Origin of the sequence: Sulfitobacter litoralis (assembly GCF_900103185.1) — a bacterium.
Classification (GTDB): Bacteria; Pseudomonadota; Alphaproteobacteria; order Rhodobacterales; family Rhodobacteraceae; genus Sulfitobacter; species Sulfitobacter litoralis.
The window spans coordinates 13,352-33,300 of record NZ_FNJD01000015.1; the positions used below are offsets into that span (position 1 = coordinate 13,352).

Genomic DNA, 19,949 nt, shown 5'->3' on the forward strand with positions numbered 1-19,949 from the left:
TGTATGGTTTTTAGAGGTGATTATGGTCTAAGGGCCGCTTAGCCCTTTGAGGTTGGTTTCGGCGTGATTTGTGTTTTAGGACTGTGGTTCTGCGCAAAGTCTGGCAGCTCTCCCGTCCATTCATACGCCTCGGTGCCCGGAGGGTTTTCGTACCAGCCGGGATCTTCGTAATCGTCCGCATCGATGCCTTCGCGCACCTTTACGACCGAAAACATGCCGCCCATTTCCAGCGGGCCATGCGGCCCCCAACCGGCCATCATCGGCACGGTATTGTCGGGCAGGGGCATCGACATTTCGCCCATATCCGCCATGCCCGCTGTACCCATGGGCATGAACTCGGGCTGCACGCGGCGAACCTGACGTGTCATGTTGGAACTGCTGGTGCCAATGAGCGTCGGCACGTCATGGCCCATTGCGTTCATCGTGTGGTGCGACTTGTGGCAATGGATTGCCCAATCCCCCAGATGATCGGCGGTGAACTCATAGGCCCGCATGGCGCCCACGGGAATGTCGATGGAGACCTCGGGCCATTGCGCCGATTCCGGCACCCAGCCGCCATCGGTGCAGGTGACCTTAAAGTCATAGCCGTGCATGTGGATCGGGTGGTTTGTCATCGTCAGGTTGCCGACGCGTACGCGCACCTTGTCCCCTTGATTGACGACAAGCGGATCAATGTCGGGGAAAATCCGGCTGTTCCAGGTCCACAGGTTGAAATCCGTCATCGTCATGATGCGGGGTATGTAGGTGCCCGGATCAATATCAAAAGCGTTCAACATGATCAGGAAGTCCCGATCGACGCGCATGAAATCGGGATCCTTTGGGTGGACCACGAACATGCCCATCATGCCCATTGCCATCTGCACCATCTCATCCCCATGGGGGTGATACATGAAGGTGCCGGATTTGGTCAGATCGAACTCATAGACAAAAGTCTTGCCCGGCGGGATGCCGGGGTGGCTGAGGCCGCCGACACCGTCCATGCCCGAGGGCAGGATCAGCCCGTGCCAATGCACCGTCGTATGCTCGGGCAGGCGGTTGGTGACATAGATGCGCACCCGGTCGCCTTCGACCGCCTCAATGGTGGGGCGGGTTGGCGATTGGGTCAGCGCGCTGTCCATGACGGCGGCTTCAGGCAGGCCCATGTTCATGGTCTGGCCCCATGCTTTGGAGGAAACAAGCGTGGCCCCAGCCGCGCCGGCCCCTAGCAGTTGACGTCTGTTCATCATGTGATTGTTTTCCTGTCTCAATGTCCTGCACCGCCACCGGCGGCGATTTGCGTCTCTGCACCTGCACCGCCACCACCGCTGCCACCGCCATAGATCGCGGCGGTCAGACCAGCCGAGGCCAGCCAGAAGTCGCGTTTGGCGTTAGCCGCTTCCAACTCGCTCGACAGCTTCTCGCGCGCGTCATTGAGCAGGTCGAAGGTGCTGGTGATCATGCCGTTGTTGCTCAGCAGCGCCTCTTCGTTGATTGTGCGCCGCAGGGGCATCACCACGTCCGAATAGTGCCGCGCGATCTGGTGGCTTGAGCGATAGGCCGTGGCCGCTGCGCGTGCTTCGGACCGCACATTCACCGCCTGTTCAGCCAACACATTCGCAGCCTGCAGGTAGCTCAGCTCGGCCTTGCGCATCCGCGCCTTACCGCTGTCGAAGATCGGAATGACGAATTCGAACTCGACCTGCGGGGTGATGCTGGTCTCGATCTCGCCGTCTTCTACCTCGCGTTCCATCTCTGCGCCGGCGATCACTTCAAGGTCGGTGAGGGTGCGGGTGGCGTCGGTCAGGCCGTAAGCCTTGGCAGTAGCCGCGAGCCCCAGCCGCGCCACTTCCAGATCGACCCGATTAGCAAGCGCCAGCCGTTCGATCCCGCTGTGGCCGTTCACTGTGTTGGGCACGCGGGGTAGGGCATCGGGCACATAATACGCCACGTCTTGCCCCCAGAGCCCCATCAAACGGGTCAGCTGTTCCTTGGCCAGTTCCGCATCAAGCCGCGCCCGCGCCACCTGACCGGCCATCTCAGCGTTAAACGCCTGCTCGCGCGCTTGTGCGGCTTTGTTGAGGGCACCGGTCTTGCCAAGCTGTTGCGCCAGTTCTGCTGCCGCATCGGTGGTGATGGCGGCGCGTTTCAGATAGCTCACCGTCTCGAACGCCGCGACGGCGTTGACCCAAGCTTCGCGGGTCTCGTTCGCCAGTGCCAATGTGTCACTCACAGCCTGCATTTGCGCCTGTTGAAACTGCGCTTCGGCAGCGGCGATGCGCTGTTTGCGCGTGCGCGCGTCCAGCAAGTTGACGGCGATCATGCTTTCCAGTGCACGGTACAACCCCAACTCAGGCGCGCCGATGCCCAACAGACCGACCGAGACGACAGGGTTTTCAGGCGTGGACTGTTGCCATGCTTCTGCCGCTGACAGACCGATCTGCGCGTAAGACGCCTGCAGTCCCTTGTTATTCAGCAAAGCGACTTGCACGGCAGTTTCCGCATTGATCGTCTTGCCCTGCACCATGGCGCGGACCTGTTTCGAAGTGGCCACCGTTTCGGACTGTGACTGCGCCCAAACGGTGCGCTTGCCAATCGCTTTGGAGGTACGCGTCTCGACGGCGGCAAAGCCCGCATCGCGTGCGGAATAGCTGATGGGCAAGGTCGGGGCTGTGCAGGCACCAAGAATAAGCGGTGTGATGACGGCAGCTGTTTTCAATGTCCAACGCATCAGTGGTTCATCCCCTGCATCGTCATTCCTTGCTTAGGCGCCTGCTCAGTGTTCAGCCGTCGCCAGTCGAGCGGTTCCACCACGCCACGTCGGCGGTAGCCTGCAAAGGGCTGTTCAGCGGCGGTTGTAGCGCTGCCACGCGCGCTGCTGTCAGCAGCGGTCATCGCGGCGACGTCGGGCAGGGGGGTGGGCAGCTGCACATAGGCAGTCGTAACATCGGGAAAGGGCGGTAGCGTGGTTGCGCAAGCCCCAAGGGTCAGGACATCGCCCCTGCAATCAATACTGTTTTCATGGATATTTGACCTGAAATTTAGGTGATCTTGCCCGCGAACGCAAAAGGATCGCAGGCGCAAAGGCCGCTATACCGCGGCGATCAGGTCAGGCTCGTGGGGGGCGCAGCTGGCTGGTTGCTTCGGCCGACGCCATGGTCCGGTAGCTGAGCGCGAAACGGGCGGCTTGAACGGCAGTCACTTCAGCGTGCTGCGATGCGCAAAGCGCTGCAGTCAGGCATATGCCACCGCAGCATGCGTCACCCTCAAAGCTGTCAGCTGTGTCGTCGGGCGCAGTCTGGGCGACCGCATTTTGCGGCGCGTGATGCAAGGCCATCGCAGAAGCATCCGCAGTGTGATGCGCCGCGTGTGCACCCTCGTGCATCCCGCTGTTCGCGTGCGCCGACGAGGGGGGCAGTAACAAAAAGCCGCATATCAATACCGCCCCCAAAACGAGGCGAAAGAGGTTTGATAGGGATTTAAGACAACGCATGGGCAAATCTGTGCCCTACACAAAGCAAGCTGTCAACGCGTCCAGCCCTGGAAGCTTTGGCGATTTGTGGCGACATCCCGCCACAGGTCCGCGACTGAGCAGGTGAATATCGCTTTTGCCAGATATGGGTATCCGCGTGAACTGTATTAGCTGTTTGGCTGCACCCTCGCTGGGTGTCGCCTAGCCAAGCACTTTTTTCACGAACTGCGATTTCAGGCCCATTTGGCCGACACCCGGAACCTTGCAGTCAATGTCGTGATCGCCGTCGACCAACCGAATGCCGCGAACCTTGGTTCCGACCTTAACCACAGACGAAGACCCCTTGATCTTCAGGTCCTTGATGACAGTCACGGTGTCACCATTCTCTAGCACGTTCCCGACACTGTCGCGGGTGGCCGGCGCGATGTCGTCTGCGTCTTGCGCGACCCATTCGTGTCCACACTCAGGGCAATTCAATAGGGCATCAACCTGATAGACATAGATAGAGGCGCATTCGGGGCATGGCGGAAGTGTGTCATTCATAGAACCGTTCGATATCCCGAAACCAAACCGAAGCACAGAGGAAACTCTGCGCCATCATGTTTCAAGGTTCTTACTTGGGCCTGCGCGTTGTATATCGTCTGGGTCGAACATTTAGTCGCGTGGGTCCGGAGGCGTTGATCCATTGCTTGACCAAAGCAACATCGACCGAGGGTTAGGTGCCTTCATCATCCGTATTTAGTGTGCTTTCAAGGTGCCAGATTTTGGAAACGATCTGCCACCCATCCTCGCCCTTCACAAATCCAAGATGGTCGACAAAGATGCTTTGATGCGCGCGAATACGGATTTTGACTGTTGCACTGATCGGCGACAGGTGGTCGATCATCAATATCTCGGCTTCACGCGGTTGGCCCTTGGACGCCGGTGACACACGCCCTGCAACGTCGCGGCTAAAGCTGTCTATGGGCTCTACAAAGATCGATCCGTTGTCGGCATCGAACAAGCTGGATTGCGGGTGGAACACGGCGCTCAGCTTTTGGATATCACAGTCATGGATCGCGTCGAAATAGGTTTCGATTGCGACAAGAAGATCGGGGTCAAGTGTCATGGGATCAGATCCATCGGAGGTTACTGCAAACACCTTGCCAACAAAGTGAAAGTCGCGAAACTGGTAAGAGTGATAATATCCGGTCGGCTGCCGCAAATACGGGAGAGCGTCCTTTGCTGAAGCCGCGCGTGTGTCTGTAAGATTCCCCTACGGTTCGCACTGAGGTGAATTTCAGGGACCCTCAGCAGTTCTTTATTCTACTTTTGCGATAAAAAATACCCTCAGGGGTAGACGAGTCGAAAGGGGTATCGTAACACTTTTCTATCGATCGCGGGTCAGCCCCGCGTGAGATTTTAAAAGAGGTATTTGGCAAATTATTTTGTTATCGAATCAATTGCGTATTGTATTTGAATAGGTAAATGATTGGGTGTCATGTAGTTTGCGGAATCTATATTTCTTGAGTTTATGCTTTCCACGTCGTTTGTATTGCGACGACGCTAGAGCATGGGTGCAAAAATATATTTCATTATCAACTGGGGGTGCCGTATTTTGCGGTGCCCTCAATTTATGATTTAACACAGTAAACTTACGATGAGTGTTATTTCTACAATAAATACATACGTGCGTTCAAAATATTGTGAACTGTGGGTTGCGTGCTCCACGCCTCTGGGGAAAACAAGAGGTGTTCAATTTGGGCGTGTATAAACGTAAGTATAGAAAGTGGATATTTCATGAACTTCTCAACATTCAAACTTGCCTTGGCTACCCCTGTCATCGCAGTAGCCTTGAGCGCATGCGGCAGCAGCAGCATTTCTGGCTTTGAAGATCTGGGCAACAAAGCGGACGCGGTAACCAAACGTGTTGACGAAATCGGCGGGTACGATCCTGAAAGCGGTATTTATACAAACAAGACAGAAGCCCAAGAGATGCCTACTGAGGGAACGGCCAGCTACGCAGGGTTCGCGGGCTTTTGGCTTAACGATGATCAGCAGCAGGTTCGCACAGACATGGCGGAAAACGACACGCCCGTACTTGCGGCGGAGTTGAATTTGGTTGCCGACTTCGCAACGTCTAAAATCTCTGGCTCCATGACCAACTTCCAAATTTCCGAAGAAGGTAATTCCGTGAACGGTACCATTGATGTTTCGGACGGCTCAATTTCAGGGGGTAACCTTTTGGCGGACCTGTCTGGGAACCTCAACGGAAACGTCGATGGCCAAGAGGAAGAGCACACCTTCACAGGAACTATGGACGGTACTTTCCTTGGTGACGGCGCTGAGGCCGTAGTTGGTGGTATCGAAGGCTCTCTCTCTGATGGAACCTTCGTCGCTGGCGAATGGGAAGCAGTAGTACAAGACTAAATTCCTTCAAAGAGCTTCAGCAGGGGCGGCATATGTCGCCCCTTAACCTAATAAAAATGTTGAGTATTAAATTGTTTAACCTTTTCAGAGCTGGCACCGCTATTCTATTGTGCGGCTTGGCGACCGCGCCATTGGCTGACCCTCTGCCAGTGTGGAAATCCGCGATAATATCGGGATCTCAGCGTCTGAGCTTTTTTAGCATGCTCAAGACAAAGCCGCCTGGGCACGAGGCTTACCTGAAGCGGCTTATGCGGTATGATGGTCTGATGCACCGCCCCGGACAGGGGCCGCAGAAGCTGCTGTCTTACGTGGGGCTCAAGCCGTTGATCGGCTACGATTCCAACATCAACAACGGACTGCCAGGCGACGAATTCAATATCGGAAAATTTACCTTCCGCACCGATGAGGAAGATCAGGCCAAGGCGGGGATGACCGTGGGCGCGAGGGCGACAGGTACGCTGTTGTACAGCGTTGCACCGGCGCATGTTCTCAAGTTTTCTGCCTACGGCTCATACGAATTCGCCCCCGAACACAGTCTGTCAAAACACGCTGTCGGGGCGTCGGCGTGTCTTGGCAGCCATGTCGCGTCTTATACCTGGATCGACAGTTGCGCGGGCGTACGCATTGCCGAAAAGAAGAACGCCAGCGTCGAAGAAGTGTACGCGTCGCTTGGCGGATCGCAGGCCTTCGCGACTGGCTGGGGGCACCACGAGGCAAAATGGGCGTTCAAGAGATCGTTTCGGGATGACTATCCAAAGAGCTATATTAACCTTGGTTTACTAAGCGCCGTGCCAGATGTGGGTGCACTCTATACGGGTGTAAACTGGGGCGAGGAAATCGCGGGAAAACACACATCACGATGGGGGGCTACAGCGTCAATCACACGACCCGTGTTCAAACGTAAGACAACATTGTCCATTTCATATGGGAATTTTGGGGGAGGTTCACACTTCGGAGAACCGAGAGAAGATAATCAATACAATGTCAATTTAAAAAGTCAGGTACACAAGAATGTGGCTGTGAGTATTGGCTATTCTTGGAATAACTCGAACGTCGCGTTTTATGATGAGAACAGTGTGCTGTTCGGGGTGGATGTAAAATCTATTTCGTTTTGAACGCTCCTTCGTTTTGTATTTCGATTAGGAATTAAATATATTGCACATTAAATAGCGAAAGTTCTTAAACTTCTATTTTTTTATTGGATTAATGGGGGGTTGTTATTCTGCTCAGGGTTGCATCTCTTTGGTTGCATCGGGACCTCGCGTCGGCAGCGCTCAAGCGAGGATGCAACTGAGCGAGATATCGGCGTTCACTTCCGCCGCATCCGCTCACATCGGGATGCTGGTGTTCCTCTTGATCTCGCGCAGCACAACGTTGGTCTGGGCGCTTTCGACCGCAGGCAGACGGAACAGAAAATCTTCTAGGAAACGATTGTAGGCGGCGATGTCACGACATAGGACTCGCATCTGGTAATCAGCTTGCCCGGTCGTGGCATAACATTCCAGCACCTCCGCGCGATGCGCGATCGCGTTGATGAACTCGGCTAGTTTCTCTTGGTTATGGCGGGCCAATTGCACCTGTACCAAGGCCTGAAAGCTATTGCCCGCCTTGGTCGGGGATACGTCCGCCCGATACCGCTCGATGACGCCCGCGTCTTCAAAGGCCTTGACCCGTCGCCAGCAGGCAGAAGCCGACATGCCTGCCTTGTCGGCTAATTCGGCGTTCGAGATACGGCAATCGCGCTGCAAAAGCTCAAGCAGCCGACGGTCGCGGTCGTCAAAGATCATCTGGTCAGACATTTCGGTTTCCTTATTCCATGCGGATAGAATTTTCGATCAATCCGCAATCAGGCGCAAGTGAGGACAGATATTTCACGGAGATGTGGTTTGATGGTCATAACAGCCAAGGATCGCCATCATGACCAAAGAGACCCACGACTTTTACCCCTACGCCCTGTCGGACCGCTATACGCGGACCGAAGGAACTGTGTTTTTGACTGGTACGCAAGCGCTGGTGCGGATCATGCTTGATCAGGCGCGGCGCGATAAGCAGCAGGGGCTAAACACCGCGGGGTTTATCTCGGGGTATCGCGGGTCGCCTTTGGGCGCGGTCGATCTTGAGCTCTGGCGCGCGCGCGATGTGACCAAGGACAACCACATCACCTTCATGCCTGCGGTGAACGAAGACCTTGGGGCCACGGCGGTTCTAGGGGCGCAGCAGGCCGTGCTTGATCCGCATTGTGAGGTGGAGGGCGTGTTCTCCATGTGGTATGGCAAGGGGCCGGGAGTGGACCGGTCGGGCGATGCACTGCGCCACGGCAACGCCTACGGGTCGTCGCCCAAGGGCGGCGTTCTGGTTGTTGCGGGGGACGACCACGGGTGCGTGTCGTCGTCGATGCCGCATCAGTCCGATGTGGCGTTCATGACGTGGATGATGCCCACGCTTAACCCCGCAAACGTGGGGGAGTTTCTTGAATTCGGGGCCTACGGGCTCGCGCTGAGCCGTTTTTCCGGCACATGGGTCGGCTTCAAGGCGATCTCTGAAACGGTTGAAAGCGGACAATCCGTGGCGTTGCAACCTGACCGCACATTCACGCTGCCGCAATTCACCCCACCGCTCGGCGGTCTGCATGTACGCCGCTCTGATATGCCGAGCCCCGAGATCGAGACACGTCTGGAACATAAGCTGCGAGCCGTCGAAGCCTTTGTCGAAGCCAACCCGATCGACAAGCGCATCTATGATCTGGAAGACGCGATCTTTGGCATCGTCACCACCGGCAAGGGCCATCTGGACCTGATGGAGGCGCTGCGCCTGCTGGGTCTGGACGAGGCGGCGTGTCGGCGTCTTGGCATCGATATCTACAAGGTCGGCATGGTCTGGCCCTTGGCGCGACGGGATGCGCTGGCATTTGTGTCCGACACCAAAGAGGTCCTGGTGATCGAGGAAAAACGCGGCATCATCGAAAGCCAGCTTAAAGAATATTTTTACGATTGGCCGGGGCACAAGCCCGGTCGCATGGTCGGCAAACACCGGGCGGCAGGCGACCCTCTGCTGCCATGGACCGGAGAGCTAAGCCCGCTGGCCTTGGTGCCGGTCGTGGCTGAACGGTTAGATGCCTTCTTTCCGGATGAAAACCTGCCACGAAAAGCGCGTGCGCTGACTGAAAAGCCGCCTGTTTTGTTGAACGTGCCAGGGGCCAAGCGCACGCCCTATTTCTGTTCGGGGTGTCCGCATAATACATCGACAAAACTGCCCGAAGGCTCGCAGGCTGCATCGGGCATTGGCTGTCATGTCATGGCGGGGTGGATGGACCGTGAAACCGGCGGCTATGCGCAAATGGGCGGCGAGGGCGTGCCGCATGTGGTGGCGTCCAAGTTTAACGGTGGCAAGCATTTATTCCAGAACCTGGGCGAGGGCACGTGGTACCACTCGGGCTCGCTTGCGATTCGTCAGGCGGTCGCGGCTCAGACAAATATAACTTATAAAATCCTTTATAACGATGCGGTTGCGATGACCGGCGGGCAACCCGTCGACGGGCCGATCAGTGTGGCTGGTATCGCACAAACATGTCGTGCCGAAGGGGTGGCGCGGATCGCGCTGGTGTCGGATGTCATCGACAAATTCGCCCGTGCTGATTTCCCGCAAGGCACCAGCTTTCATCCGCGTGAAGAGATGGACACCGTGCAGCGCGAACTGCGCGAGGTCAAAGGCGTGTCGGTGCTGATCTACGAGCAAACCTGCGCCACCGAAAAGCGCCGCCGCCGCAAACGCGGCCAGATGGAAGACCCGAAACGCTTTGCCTTTATCAACCCGGCCGTCTGCGAAGGCTGCGGCGATTGCTCGCTCGAAAGCAACTGTCTGAGCATCGAGCCGCTGGAGACTGAACTGGGCCGCAAGCGCAAGATCAACCTGTCGAGCTGCAACAAGGATTTTTCCTGTCTGAACGGTTTCTGCCCGAGCTTTGTGACCCTTGAAGGGGCTGTGCGGCGCAAGAAAACCGGTGCCGAGGTGGATATCGACGCGCTGCTGTCTGACATTACCCCGCCCGCTTTGCCAAAGTTACAGAAGCCGTTTGACCTACTGGTCACAGGGGTTGGCGGCACGGGGGGCATTACCGTGGGCGCGTTGATCACGATGGCGGCGCATCTGGAAGGCAAAGGGTCAAGCGTGCTGGATTTCACCGGCTTTGCGCAGAAATTTGGGACCGTGCTGAGCTTTATCAGGATCGGGATGTCGCCGGATGCGATCCATCAGGTGCGTATTGATCACGGGGCGGCGGATGCCGTGATTGGATGCGATATCGTTGTGTCTTCAGCCGCGCAGGCCTCGGTCTACTACGGGGCCGACACCAAGGTTGTGCTGAACCTTGCGGAAATGCCGACGGGTGATCTGGTGTTGCACCGTGATGCGCAGCTGCACACCGATCTGCGTGAGGAGGCTATCCGCGCGACGGTGGGGGCTGGCAACCTTATAGGTTTTGACGCCAATGCCATGGCCGAACGGTTTTTGGGTGATACGGTTTTTGCCAATATGATGATGCTGGGCTTTGCGTGGCAAAAAGGGCTCGTGCCGGTTTCTCATGGGGCATTGCAACAGGCGATTGTATTGAATGGCGTAGCGATAGACAAAAACCACCGCGCCTTTGATTTGGGGCGCATTATGGCAGCAACGCCCGATGCGCTTGCCCTGCCGCAAAAGACAAAGCCCTCAGCGGACAGTCATGCGATTATTGCCGACCGAGCTGAACGGCTACGTGCGTATCAAAACGATGGATATGCGCAGCGCTATGTCGATCGCCTAGCGCAATTCCGCCGCGCAATTCCAGATGCTCACGCCGAAGATCTGACGCAGGTTGCCGCCAAAGCTTTGTACAAGCTGATGGCGTTCAAAGATGAATACGAGGTTGCGCGTCTGCACAGTGACCCCGCCTTTGCTGCGCAGCTGGAGGAAGAGTTCGAGCCGGGGTTCAAGATCAACTACCACATGGCCCCGCCGATCGTATCCTTGCGCAAGGATGCACGCGGGCGCCCGGTTAAGCGTGCTTTTGGTGCGTGGCTCAGGCCTGTGCTGTCCGGCCTTGCGAAGCTCAGCCTGCTGCGTGGTACGACGCTGGATGTGTTTGGCTACACGCAAGAGCGCCGCGAAGAGGTTGCCCTGATCCGCTGGTACGAAGGTTTGATGGAGGAGCTGCCGGCCAAGGTTGACGATGCACGCAGTGAGGTCGTGCATAAGCTGCTGGCGTTGCCGTTGGATATACGCGGTTTCGGACCGGTAAAACACGCCGCTGTCGAAGCCGCGCGTGTGCAAGAGCTACAGTTGAGAGCGGCGCTAGAATAGAACTTAATATTTCAGTTTAACTTTGGATCTAAATCAAATAATATCAGTGGGATACGGTGGTTTTGTAATGTTATGCTTCAGCGCTAAGTGTCGGAATTCACTGACCCGCTGACTGCGTAAAATCAAGCCAGATCGGCAGGTGATCCGAGGCGCGGCGGGCGTCGTCCGTCTCGCATACGCCGCCGTCTGTGACATTCAGCGCGGCGTCTACCGCGATGCGGTCCAGTGCTGCCAGCGGCAGGCGTGCGTGATAGCTTTTGCCCGGAGCATAAATCTCAAAATGATGCGCCAGCCGTCCAAGACCGACGTTCAGCGACCACTCATTCATGTCTCCCGCGATAAGCGTCGGACGTTGAGACTGTTCATCCAGATGCGCGATTAACGCTGAAAGTTGCGCGCGACGCGATCGGCGCATGAGACCGAGGTGAGTAGCGATGATGCGCATGGGGATATCATAGAGGTCGAAATCGACCACCATTGCACCCCGGGGTTCAATTCCCGGCAGGTTCAGGTGTTTTACATCAACCAGCTTTGCATCAGGGCTTAGTAGGACGGCGTTGCCATGCCACCCGATGCTGACTTCGCTGGGGACGGGCACCGCGATCAAACCGGTTTGGGCGGTCACCTGATCCACCGGCAGCGCCGAGGGGCGGGGCCCAAGCCGCATGTCGGCCTCTTGTAGCACGACAATGTCGGCATTGAGCGTCTGTATCACCCGCATAATGCGGTCGGGATCGCGTTTGCGGTCCGTGCCCATGGCCTTGCGCATATTATAGCTGGCGATGCGAAGGGTGGTCTGGGTCACAAGATCGGTGCTCCTATGCGAAAGACGCCCTCGGCCAGGCGGCGGGGTAGGTGTGGGCTTGGCATGTTCTCGTGGCACTCTGCCTCTCGGGCGTTGAACCAGTCCGACAGGATTGCCACGCTGCTTGCATCATAAACGAACAACATCGCCTCAAAGTTCAAAAGCATACTGCGAACGTCAAAGTTTGCCGTACCCACGAGGCCCACATCATCAATCAACGCGGCTTTGGCGTGGATCATGGCGGGTTCAAAATATTTGACTTTAGCACCCGCCGTATGGGCATCGCGCAAGTATCCGCCACGTGCAAAGTCGGCGATATGCTGGTTTGATTTATGCGGTACCAAAATACGCACATCGACCCCGCGCAACGCGGCGATGCGCAACGCATTCGCCAGCGGCTCTGTCGGGACAAAGTACGGCGTGGCGATCCAGATACGGGTTTGTGCCAGATGCAGCGCACGAATGATCCCGTCGTGCAGCGGGTCTTCGACGATATCAGGGCCCGACGGGATGAGCTGTACCGTGGCATTGCCCGCCGTTGTGGGGGCGGGCGTAGTAATATGGTCTACATCTTCGCCACAGGCGACTTCCCAGTCTGAGCGGAACACATCGCAAAATGTCTGTACCGACTGACCTTCTAGGGTAAAGGCCAGATCAACCCAGTGATCCGCGTGGGGATGGTCAGACATATAGTGTTCGCCAATATTCATCCCGCCCGAAAAAACGCGGGCGTGATCGGCGATGATCATCTTGCGGTGATTGCGCAGGTTCAGGTGGCCACTGCTGGGCAGTTGCAGGATCGGGGAAAAGAACAGCACCTCCCCGCCGGCCTTGCGCAGCGCCTTGACTGCCTTGGAGGGGCCGCGCAACGTGCCCAACCGGTCCATCAGCAAGCGGACTTTAACGCCGTTGCGGGCTTTCTCGGTCAGCGCAGTGACGACATGATTACCGGTATCGTCATCTGAGACGATATAAAACAGCACGTCGATGGTCTGCGTTGCGCTGGCAATCAGCTCCATCGCGGCGGTGTAGGCGGTTTGCGGGGTCTCGTACAAGTTGAACCGCTGCGCCTCTAGCGCGGGGGGCAGGCCGAAGTTCTGGAACATCTGGTCAAGCGCATGCACCGGCGTTTGGGGATCTTCTTTTTGAGTAAAGTGGATGGGCTCGTAGCGTTTCCCTTGTTTGCGGAACCCCAGTGCCAGAAACAGCGGAGCGGCAACATAAGGCATGACCACCAAAAACAGGATCCACGCGGCCGTTGATTGCGGGCTGCGGCGCTGTTGCAAGAGAATAAAGGCCACACCAAGCGTCAGCAAGATAACGCCAACAACCTCTATATGGGTGGTGAGAAATGCGATCATGGTCGTTTTGCCCCTGAGTCGAAGAAAATCCCGCCATCCGGGCTGCTCAGCTACCTAGCACATAGCGGTCTAGACGCCACATTTTGCAGCATTTTTGCCCAATTTTGACTTCAGTGCGCGTGGGTATGGTTCCAACTTTAGGAAAATTTATTTTCGAGTGTTGTGTCAGGGTGCGGTGAAACCGCCTGTGTGGCGTTATTTTTAAGGGGCTACGGCAGCAATGCCCTGCCGAAGGAATGTGCATTTGAGCAACATATTACCGATCACCAACCCGTGATTGGGAAATCCTGCAACCAGAGCTTAGCTGCCGTGTTGTGTCGATGAAGCGGGAAGCGCCCGCTCCGATGTAAACTGATCGAGGAGTTACGATTATGAAACGCACTATGAAACTTGCATCCGCAGCCTTTTTGGCATCCACAGCATTCGCTGGCGCAGCATTCGCTGGTAGCCTGTCGGAGCCAGTGATCGAGCCCGTAATGACCGCGCCCGTTCCTGCACCAAACCTGGGCGGCGACTGGACAGGCTTCTACACAGGTCTGCAGTTGGGCTATGCCGACGCTGAGACCGATGGCGGTGTTGCTGATCTGGATGGCGACAACGGTTCCTACGGTTTCCACGCAGGTTACAACTATGACTTCGGTCGTTTTGTCCTGGGCGGCGAGCTGGACTATGATAAAACAGACATCGATCTGGACAACGCTGCAGGCACCACGATCGGGACTGTTGACTCCGTTGCTCGTGCTAAAATCAAAGGCGGCTACGATCTGGGCAACACTCTGATCTACGCAACCGGTGGTTACGCTCGTGCCGACACCTCCATGGGTGACGAAGACGGTGCCTTCTACGGTATCGGCATGGACTACAAAATCACCGAGCAATACAGCGTTGGTGCCGAGCTTCTCGAGCACAAATTTGATGACGTAGGCGGAAACTCCGATGTGGATGCAGATGTAACCACATTCAACGTTCGTGGTTCTTACCGTTTCTAAGCTGATAAGCTGACAACTGGCGGTGTATCTGCCGAGGGCGTCGCAACGCGATTTCTTCGGCAGATGATATATAAAAAGTGCCAGTCAAAAAGGCCGGAGGATTATCCTCCGGCCTTTTTAGATTCTTTCATATCGGTTCTTGCCGGGATGCCGGTGTCAGGCCGCGAGCGCCTCGGCGAAATCGCACACTGTCGCCAGCGCTTGGGCAAAGCGCGTGTCCTCGATCGTCATTGCGACACGGATATGTCCCGCCGCGGCCTCGCCAAAACTTTCGCCAGGCATGACCGCGATGTGGTGTTTCTCGAGCAGGGCATAGGCAAAGTCCTCGCCCGTCATGCCGGTGCTGCGAATATCGAGCATCACGTACATTGCGCCTTGGGCGGGCACGAGGCTGACGGCGTTTTGCCGTGCCAGAATATCCTGAGCCAACAACCGGCGACGTTGGAAGGGGGCCGAGATTTCGGTCTCGAACGCGGTGCCTTGGTTCAGCGCGAACAAGGCGGCGTCCTGAATGTATCCCGGCACGCCATAGGTCGTGTGCGTCGCAAGATTGGTCAGATGTTCAATCGCGTCAACCGGCCCGACGATCCAGCCACAACGGGAACCGGTCATGGCGTGGCTTTTCGACATCGACCCCACGACCAGCGTGTGATCTGCCATACCGTCCAGCGCGCGCGGCGACAGATGTTCGCCTTCCCAGACCTGCGTGTCATACACCTCGTCCGAGATCAGCCACATGTTGTGATCCCGGCAGACTTGCGCGATGCCTTCAAGCGTCTCGCGAGAATAGACAACGCCCGTTGGGTTGTTGGGGGAATTGACCAGCAGCGATGTTGCTCCGGTCTGCTTGGCTGCGGCGGCTATCGCGGCGGGTCGGGGCTGAAATGCATCATCGGCACTGGCCAAAACGGCATGGGGCAGGGCGCTGACACCGCGGATCGTGCCGGGGTATGTGGCATAGTACGGATCGATATAAAGCGCGGTATCGCCGGGGTTGCAGGTCGCCATATGCGCCGCAAACAGCGCACTTTGCCCACCGGGTGTGATCAGCACGTTATCGCGCGTTGTGGGGACACCGGTGCGTTCTTGCAGCCGCGCGGCCACGGCATCGCGCAGGTCGGTGGTGCCGGGAATGGCAGCATAGCCCGTGTGACCGGCCAGCGCTGCACGGTGCATATCTTGCAAGATCGGCGCGGCAGTACGGATGTCATGTTCACCAATGGTAAGTTCGGTTACATCGGCACCATCTGCGATCATCTGGCGCGCGCGCAGGAAAACGCCCCAACCGTCTGATCCGCCGCCAAGCAGTCCTGTAATACGCGATGATAGTTGCATGCCGTCTCTCCCTCGTAACGTGAAGACGCAGGGGCGCAGAGCAGGGTTGATTTGTCAATCAGGCTTGACCGCCACGGGCGGGTCGGGCTACGCAGACCCTATGAGGATGATGCCACCCCTTATTTGCTGTATTCCCTGCTAAGACCTTCCGGCGGGCTTGCTCACATCGTTTTCTTCCCGAGATTTCAGTGCCATGCCCGCGCAATCCTTGCGTAAGGACGCGCCATGACCACAATCAAGCTGCACAATACGAAAACCCGCAAGCGCGAGGATTTCATCCCAATCGATGATAACAACGTGCGGATGTATGTCTGTGGGCCGACGGTGTACGACCGCGCCCACTTGGGCAACGCGCGCCCCGTCATCGTGTTTGACGTGCTCAACCGTCTGCTGCGCCATGTCTATGGCGAGGATCATGTGACCTATGTGCGCAACTTCACGGATGTAGACGATAAGATCAACGCACGGGCGGCCGAAAGCGGGCGGTCCATTGGCGAGATCACCGCTGAAACAACCCAGTGGTTTCTGGAGGACATGGCCGCCGTTGGCGCGCTAGAGCCCGACCACATGCCACGCGCCACCGCCTATATTCCGCAGATGGTCGCGATGATCGAAGATCTGATCGCCAAGGGACACGCCTATGCCGCCGAGGGACATGTGCTGTTCTCTGTCGAAAGCTACAAAGCCTATGGCGCGCTGTCGGGCCGGTCGATCGACGATATGATTGCCGGCGCGCGGGTCGAGGTTGCGCCATACAAGCGTAACCCCATGGATTTCGTACTGTGGAAGCCGTCGGACGACGCGACGCCGGGGTGGGACAGCCCGTGGGGTCGGGGCCGTCCGGGCTGGCATATCGAATGTTCGGCCATGGCGGACGAGCTGCTGTGGAAAGAGCCCCTTCGTCAGGACCGTCTGTCTGAAGAGGCAAAGAGCCAACCGCACGTTTTTGACATTCACGGCGGCGGGCTGGACCTGCAGTTCCCGCACCACGAGGACGAAATCGCCCAAAGCTGCTGCGCCAATGGCACCGACGAAATGGCCCGCTACTGGCTGCACAACGAGATGTTGCAGGTCGAGGGCAAGAAGATGTCGAAGTCCCTTGGTAACTTCTTTACGGTACGGGACTTGTTGGATCAGGGCGTGCCGGGCGAAGTGATCCGTTTCGTCATGCTCAGCACCCACTATCGCAAGCCGATGGACTGGACGGAGAAGAAGCGCGACGAAGCGGAAAAGACGCTGCGGAAGATGGCCGAGTTACTTTCTGATATTAATCTAAATTTTATGCGTGCGGCGGTTGGAGGACTAGAGATTCCGCCCCCCTCTGAATTCGTAGATGCGCTCTCAAGTGATTTGAATACGTCCCTCGCGCTCACGCTTTTGAACGGTTACTTTAAGAAATCAGATGCTCATCGACTGGCATCGTCGCTTATTATGTTGGGGTTCGACCCTGATGAATTGGTGCGTAAGTTTCATTCTTTCGATTTTATTTCTTCCTCCAGTGAAGTATCGGAAAGTTCAATTGTAGAGGGCACCGTCACAAGAACATGGGGTGAGGTTGATGCCAAGCTGCCTGAAACCCTGAGCAAAATTGCCAATGATTTCGAGTTACTTAGGGCTGAGGCCTCAACAACAAAAGATTTCACAAAACTTGATCAACTCAAATCCGGTTTAGGTGAGGCTGGTGTAAATGTTCAAATGTCAAAGGACGGTGTTCTTTTGCAACCAGGCCCCAATTTCGACCCCGCCAAACTGGATGCTTTGAAGTGATTTGCTTCGCGTCCAGCGCTGGTGCTTTTGCAACGTGCGGGAGTGAGGGGCCAGCCCCTCACGCTCCCCGAAGTTTATCTGGCAAAATGAAGGAGGGATCGCTGCGATGACCCGCGAACGCCTTTACCTTTACGACACCACGCTGCGCGACGGGCAGCAGACCCAAGGGGTGCAGTTTTCGACCGCTGAAAAGGTCACCATCGCCACTGCGCTCGACACTTTGGGCGTTGATTATATCGAAGGCGGCTGGCCGGGCGCGAACCCGACGGACAGTGCTTTTTTCGATGCCGCACCCACGACGCGGGCGAAGATGACGGCCTTTGGCATGACCAAGCGCAACGGCATGTCGGCGCAAAATGATGATGTACTTGCGGCGGTGATGAACGCAGGGACGGATACGGTCTGTCTGGTGGGCAAAACCCATGATTTCCACGTCTCGGCGGCCCTTGGCATCACGCTGGAAGAAAACACCGACAATATCGCAAAGTCGATCGCGCATCTGGTGGCCCAAGGACGCGAGGCGTTGTTTGATGCAGAGCATTTCTTTGACGGCTACCGCGCCAACCCCGATTACGCACTGACCGCTATCAAGGCGGCTTATGACGCGGGCGCGCGCTGGATTGTGCTGTGCGACACCAATGGCGGCACCATGCCAGCCGAGGTCGGGCGCATCACGGGCGAGGTCATCGCCGCAGGCATTCCCGGCGATCGTCTGGGCATCCACACCCACAATGACACCGAAAATGCGGTCGCCTGTTCGCTGGCCGCCATTGACGCAGGCGCGCGGCAGATACAGGGGACGTTGAACGGTCTGGGTGAACGCTGCGGCAACGCCAACCTGACCACGCTGATCCCGATCCTACTGCTGAAAGAACCTTATATCAGCCGCTTTGACACGGGAATCCCCTTGGACAGCTTGGCCAACCTGACGCAGATCAGCCGCGCGCTGGACGAGATATTGAACCGCGTGCCGACCAAGCAAGCAGCCTTTGTCGGGTCGTCGGCCTTTGCGCATAAGGCCGGGCTGCACGCCAGCGCGATCCTGAAAGACCCGTCCACCTACGAACATATTGACCCCGCGCTGGTCGGCAATACGCGCATCATTCCCATGTCGAACCAAGCCGGCCAGTCGAACCTGCGCCGCCGACTTGAAAGCGCAGGGTTGACCATCGCCAAGGGAGACCCCGCCTTGGGGCAGATCCTGGACGAGGTGAAAGCGCGCGAGGCCGAAGGCTATAGCTATGACACCGCGCAGGCGAGCTTTGAGCTGTTGGCGCGCAAGGCCTTAGGGCAGATGCCGGATCTCTTTGAGGTAAAACGCTACCGCGTCACCGTCGAGCGGCGCAAAAACAAATATGACCAGATGGTCAGCCTGTCAGAGGCGGTTGTCGTCGTGAAGGTCGACGGCGAAAAACGTCTGTCGGTGAGCGAAAGTATGGACACAGAGGGCTGTGATCGCGGACCCGTCAATGCGCTGAGCAAGGCGTTGGTCAAAGATCTGGGGCAGTATTCCGCCTTGCTCGAAGACATGCATCTGGTCGATTTCAAGGTGCGGATCACCCAAGGCGGCACCGAAGCGGTGACACGTGTTATCATCGATAGCGAAGACGGGCAGGGGCGACGCTGGTCCACGGTGGGCGTGTCGGCAAACATCGTTGATGCGTCATTCGAGGCGCTGCTGGACGCGATCCGCTGGAAGCTGATCCGGGACCGTAAAGGGTAAGACATGATGGAGTTTGATGCCGATCTGAACGCCTGCGCGGGAATCGTCGAGCGCGCCGATCCGCTGCGCTTTCGTGCCAGCATGGCCGCACCTGTTGCGGCGCGGCGCGTGCTTTTCCCGCTTTATGCATTCAACATCGAAGTGGCGCGGGCCCCATGGGTGACGCAGGAAACCATGATCGCAGAGATGCGGCTGCAATGGTGGCGCGATGTCTGTGACGAGATCGCGAACCGTGGTGTCGTACGGCGGCACGAGGTTGCGACACCCCTTGCACTTGCCATCGCGCCCGAGGATGCGGTGCTGCTGGACACGCTCGCTGCGGCTCGGCGGTGGGACATCTACCGCGACGCCTTTGAGGATACCGCGCATTTCGACGCTTATATCGACCAGACCACCGGCAATCTGATGTGGGTGGCTGCGCGGTCTTTGGGACCGGCAGAGGAGGCGACGGTGCGGGATGCGGCCTATGGTGCTGGGGTGGCGGCCTGGCTGCACGCGATCCCGCAGCTCGTCGAGCAGGGGCGCGTGCCGCTGTTGGACGGCACCGACGCGGGCGTCGTGGCGCTAGCGGAAAAGGCGCGGGCCCGGTTGCGACAGGCGCGGGCCAACCGTGGCAAGATATCGAAAGCAGCGCGAGCGGCGATGTATAGCCTCGGCGCGGCGGACAAAGTGCTCAGCGCGGCGATGGCCTCTCCCGCACGCGTTAGCGCGGGGGAATTGCCGCCGATGAATGATTTCCCGCTGTCATGGCGTGCGCTGTCGGGGCGCTGGTAGG

General features: G+C 57.4%; 16 protein-coding genes. 7 read left to right on the top strand and 9 right to left on the bottom strand.

Features of this window, described 5'->3' with window-relative positions:
• Nucleotides 1-38: 38 nt before the first annotated feature.
• From BLQ98_RS12280 to BLQ98_RS12305, 5 genes are all read right to left on the bottom strand, one after another.
• Nucleotides 39-1,226, bottom strand: a complete 1,188-nt coding sequence (locus BLQ98_RS12280) for a multicopper oxidase family protein (protein ID WP_141135329.1) — start codon at nucleotides 1,224-1,226, stop codon at nucleotides 39-41.
• Between the two features lie 17 nt (nucleotides 1,227-1,243).
• Nucleotides 1,244-2,707: a TolC family protein gene (locus BLQ98_RS12285; protein WP_093733609.1), complete on the bottom strand. Its 1,464-nt coding sequence runs from the start codon at nucleotides 2,705-2,707 to the stop codon at nucleotides 1,244-1,246.
• A gap of 378 nt (nucleotides 2,708-3,085) precedes the next feature.
• Nucleotides 3,086-3,400, bottom strand: a complete 315-nt coding sequence (locus BLQ98_RS12295; RefSeq protein ID WP_141135330.1) for a hypothetical protein — start codon at nucleotides 3,398-3,400, stop codon at nucleotides 3,086-3,088.
• 249 nt (nucleotides 3,401-3,649) lie between these two features.
• On the bottom strand, nucleotides 3,650-3,991 hold the full coding sequence (locus BLQ98_RS12300; protein ID WP_093733612.1) for a zinc ribbon domain-containing protein YjdM: 342 nt from the start codon (nucleotides 3,989-3,991) through the stop codon (nucleotides 3,650-3,652).
• Between the two features lie 172 nt (nucleotides 3,992-4,163).
• The gene (locus BLQ98_RS12305; RefSeq protein WP_093733675.1) at nucleotides 4,164-4,556 is read right to left on the bottom strand and encodes a nuclear transport factor 2 family protein; all 393 of its coding nucleotides are present in this window, start codon (nucleotides 4,554-4,556) and stop codon (nucleotides 4,164-4,166) included.
• A gap of 671 nt (nucleotides 4,557-5,227) precedes the next feature.
• Here BLQ98_RS12305 and BLQ98_RS12310 point away from each other — a divergent pair.
• Nucleotides 5,228-5,857: a transferrin-binding protein-like solute binding protein gene (locus BLQ98_RS12310; protein ID WP_093733613.1), complete on the top strand. Its 630-nt coding sequence runs from the start codon at nucleotides 5,228-5,230 to the stop codon at nucleotides 5,855-5,857.
• A gap of 32 nt (nucleotides 5,858-5,889) precedes the next feature.
• Nucleotides 5,890-6,972: a hypothetical protein gene (locus BLQ98_RS12315; protein WP_093733614.1), complete on the top strand. Its 1,083-nt coding sequence runs from the start codon at nucleotides 5,890-5,892 to the stop codon at nucleotides 6,970-6,972.
• A gap of 213 nt (nucleotides 6,973-7,185) precedes the next feature.
• Here BLQ98_RS12315 and BLQ98_RS12320 read toward each other — a convergent pair whose 3' ends face one another.
• Nucleotides 7,186-7,656, bottom strand: coding sequence for an Lrp/AsnC family transcriptional regulator (locus BLQ98_RS12320; RefSeq protein WP_093733615.1), 471 nt, complete (start codon nucleotides 7,654-7,656; stop codon nucleotides 7,186-7,188).
• Between the two features lie 118 nt (nucleotides 7,657-7,774).
• On the opposite strand from BLQ98_RS12320, the gene BLQ98_RS12325 reads away from it, so the two are divergent.
• The gene (locus BLQ98_RS12325; protein ID WP_093733616.1) at nucleotides 7,775-11,194 is read left to right on the top strand and encodes an indolepyruvate ferredoxin oxidoreductase family protein; all 3,420 of its coding nucleotides are present in this window, start codon (nucleotides 7,775-7,777) and stop codon (nucleotides 11,192-11,194) included.
• 97 nt (nucleotides 11,195-11,291) lie between these two features.
• Here the strand turns inward: BLQ98_RS12325 and BLQ98_RS12330 are convergent, their stop codons facing one another.
• Together BLQ98_RS12330 and BLQ98_RS12335 are read right to left on the bottom strand one after the other, a co-directional pair.
• Nucleotides 11,292-11,999 carry an endonuclease/exonuclease/phosphatase family protein gene (locus BLQ98_RS12330; protein WP_093733617.1) on the bottom strand — a complete coding sequence of 236 codons (708 nt, stop codon included), beginning with the start codon at nucleotides 11,997-11,999 and terminating at the stop codon, nucleotides 11,292-11,294.
• Nucleotides 11,996-13,360 carry a phospholipase D-like domain-containing protein gene (locus tag BLQ98_RS12335; protein ID WP_093733618.1) on the bottom strand — a complete coding sequence of 455 codons (1,365 nt, stop codon included), beginning with the start codon at nucleotides 13,358-13,360 and terminating at the stop codon, nucleotides 11,996-11,998. The genes BLQ98_RS12330 and BLQ98_RS12335 overlap by 4 nt, the downstream gene beginning before the upstream one ends.
• 371 nt (nucleotides 13,361-13,731) lie before the next feature.
• On the opposite strand from BLQ98_RS12335, the gene BLQ98_RS12340 reads away from it, so the two are divergent.
• Entirely contained in the window at nucleotides 13,732-14,349 is a 618-nt protein-coding gene (locus tag BLQ98_RS12340; RefSeq protein WP_093733619.1) for an outer membrane protein, read from the top strand.
• 156 nt (nucleotides 14,350-14,505) lie between these two features.
• On the opposite strand, the gene BLQ98_RS12345 is transcribed toward BLQ98_RS12340, so the two are convergent.
• Nucleotides 14,506-15,684, bottom strand: a complete 1,179-nt coding sequence (locus BLQ98_RS12345) for a pyridoxal phosphate-dependent aminotransferase (protein ID WP_093733620.1) — start codon at nucleotides 15,682-15,684, stop codon at nucleotides 14,506-14,508.
• A 225-nt stretch (nucleotides 15,685-15,909) separates the two neighbouring features.
• Here BLQ98_RS12345 and cysS point away from each other — a divergent pair, with 225 nt between their 5' ends.
• From cysS to BLQ98_RS12360, 3 genes are all read left to right on the top strand, one after another.
• A complete protein-coding gene (gene cysS / locus BLQ98_RS12350; protein WP_093733621.1) occupies nucleotides 15,910-17,451 on the top strand; it encodes a cysteine--tRNA ligase in 1,542 nt (513 codons plus the stop codon).
• 106 nt (nucleotides 17,452-17,557) lie between these two features.
• Entirely contained in the window at nucleotides 17,558-19,174 is a 1,617-nt protein-coding gene (cimA, locus tag BLQ98_RS12355; RefSeq protein ID WP_093733622.1) for a citramalate synthase, read from the top strand.
• Nucleotides 19,175-19,180: 6 nt separating this feature from the next.
• The gene (locus tag BLQ98_RS12360; RefSeq protein WP_093733676.1) at nucleotides 19,181-19,948 is read left to right on the top strand and encodes a squalene/phytoene synthase family protein; all 768 of its coding nucleotides are present in this window, start codon (nucleotides 19,181-19,183) and stop codon (nucleotides 19,946-19,948) included.
• Nucleotide 19,949 lies beyond the last annotated feature (1 nt).

What these genes read in the sequence shown, in the direction of transcription:
- BLQ98_RS12280 (WP_141135329.1), bottom strand. Translation starts at nt 1,226, where the DNA reads ATGATGAACAGACGTCAACTGCTAGGGGCCGGCGCGGCTGGGGCCACG.
- BLQ98_RS12285 (WP_093733609.1), bottom strand. Translation starts at nt 2,707, where the DNA reads ATGCGTTGGACATTGAAAACAGCTGCCGTCATCACACCGCTTATTCTT.
- BLQ98_RS12300 (WP_093733612.1), bottom strand. Translation starts at nt 3,991, where the DNA reads ATGAATGACACACTTCCGCCATGCCCCGAATGCGCCTCTATCTATGTC.
- BLQ98_RS12305 (WP_093733675.1), bottom strand. Translation starts at nt 4,556, where the DNA reads ATGACACTTGACCCCGATCTTCTTGTCGCAATCGAAACCTATTTCGAC.
- BLQ98_RS12310 (WP_093733613.1), top strand. Translation starts at nt 5,228, where the DNA reads ATGAACTTCTCAACATTCAAACTTGCCTTGGCTACCCCTGTCATCGCA.
- BLQ98_RS12315 (WP_093733614.1), top strand. Translation starts at nt 5,890, where the DNA reads ATGTCGCCCCTTAACCTAATAAAAATGTTGAGTATTAAATTGTTTAAC.
- BLQ98_RS12320 (WP_093733615.1), bottom strand. Translation starts at nt 7,656, where the DNA reads ATGTCTGACCAGATGATCTTTGACGACCGCGACCGTCGGCTGCTTGAG.
- BLQ98_RS12325 (WP_093733616.1), top strand. Translation starts at nt 7,775, where the DNA reads ATGACCAAAGAGACCCACGACTTTTACCCCTACGCCCTGTCGGACCGC.
- BLQ98_RS12335 (WP_093733618.1), bottom strand. Translation starts at nt 13,360, where the DNA reads ATGATCGCATTTCTCACCACCCATATAGAGGTTGTTGGCGTTATCTTG.
- BLQ98_RS12340 (WP_093733619.1), top strand. Translation starts at nt 13,732, where the DNA reads ATGAAACGCACTATGAAACTTGCATCCGCAGCCTTTTTGGCATCCACA.
- BLQ98_RS12345 (WP_093733620.1), bottom strand. Translation starts at nt 15,684, where the DNA reads ATGCAACTATCATCGCGTATTACAGGACTGCTTGGCGGCGGATCAGAC.
- cysS (WP_093733621.1), top strand. Translation starts at nt 15,910, where the DNA reads ATGACCACAATCAAGCTGCACAATACGAAAACCCGCAAGCGCGAGGAT.
- cimA (WP_093733622.1), top strand. Translation starts at nt 17,558, where the DNA reads ATGACCCGCGAACGCCTTTACCTTTACGACACCACGCTGCGCGACGGG.
- BLQ98_RS12360 (WP_093733676.1), top strand. Translation starts at nt 19,181, where the DNA reads ATGGAGTTTGATGCCGATCTGAACGCCTGCGCGGGAATCGTCGAGCGC.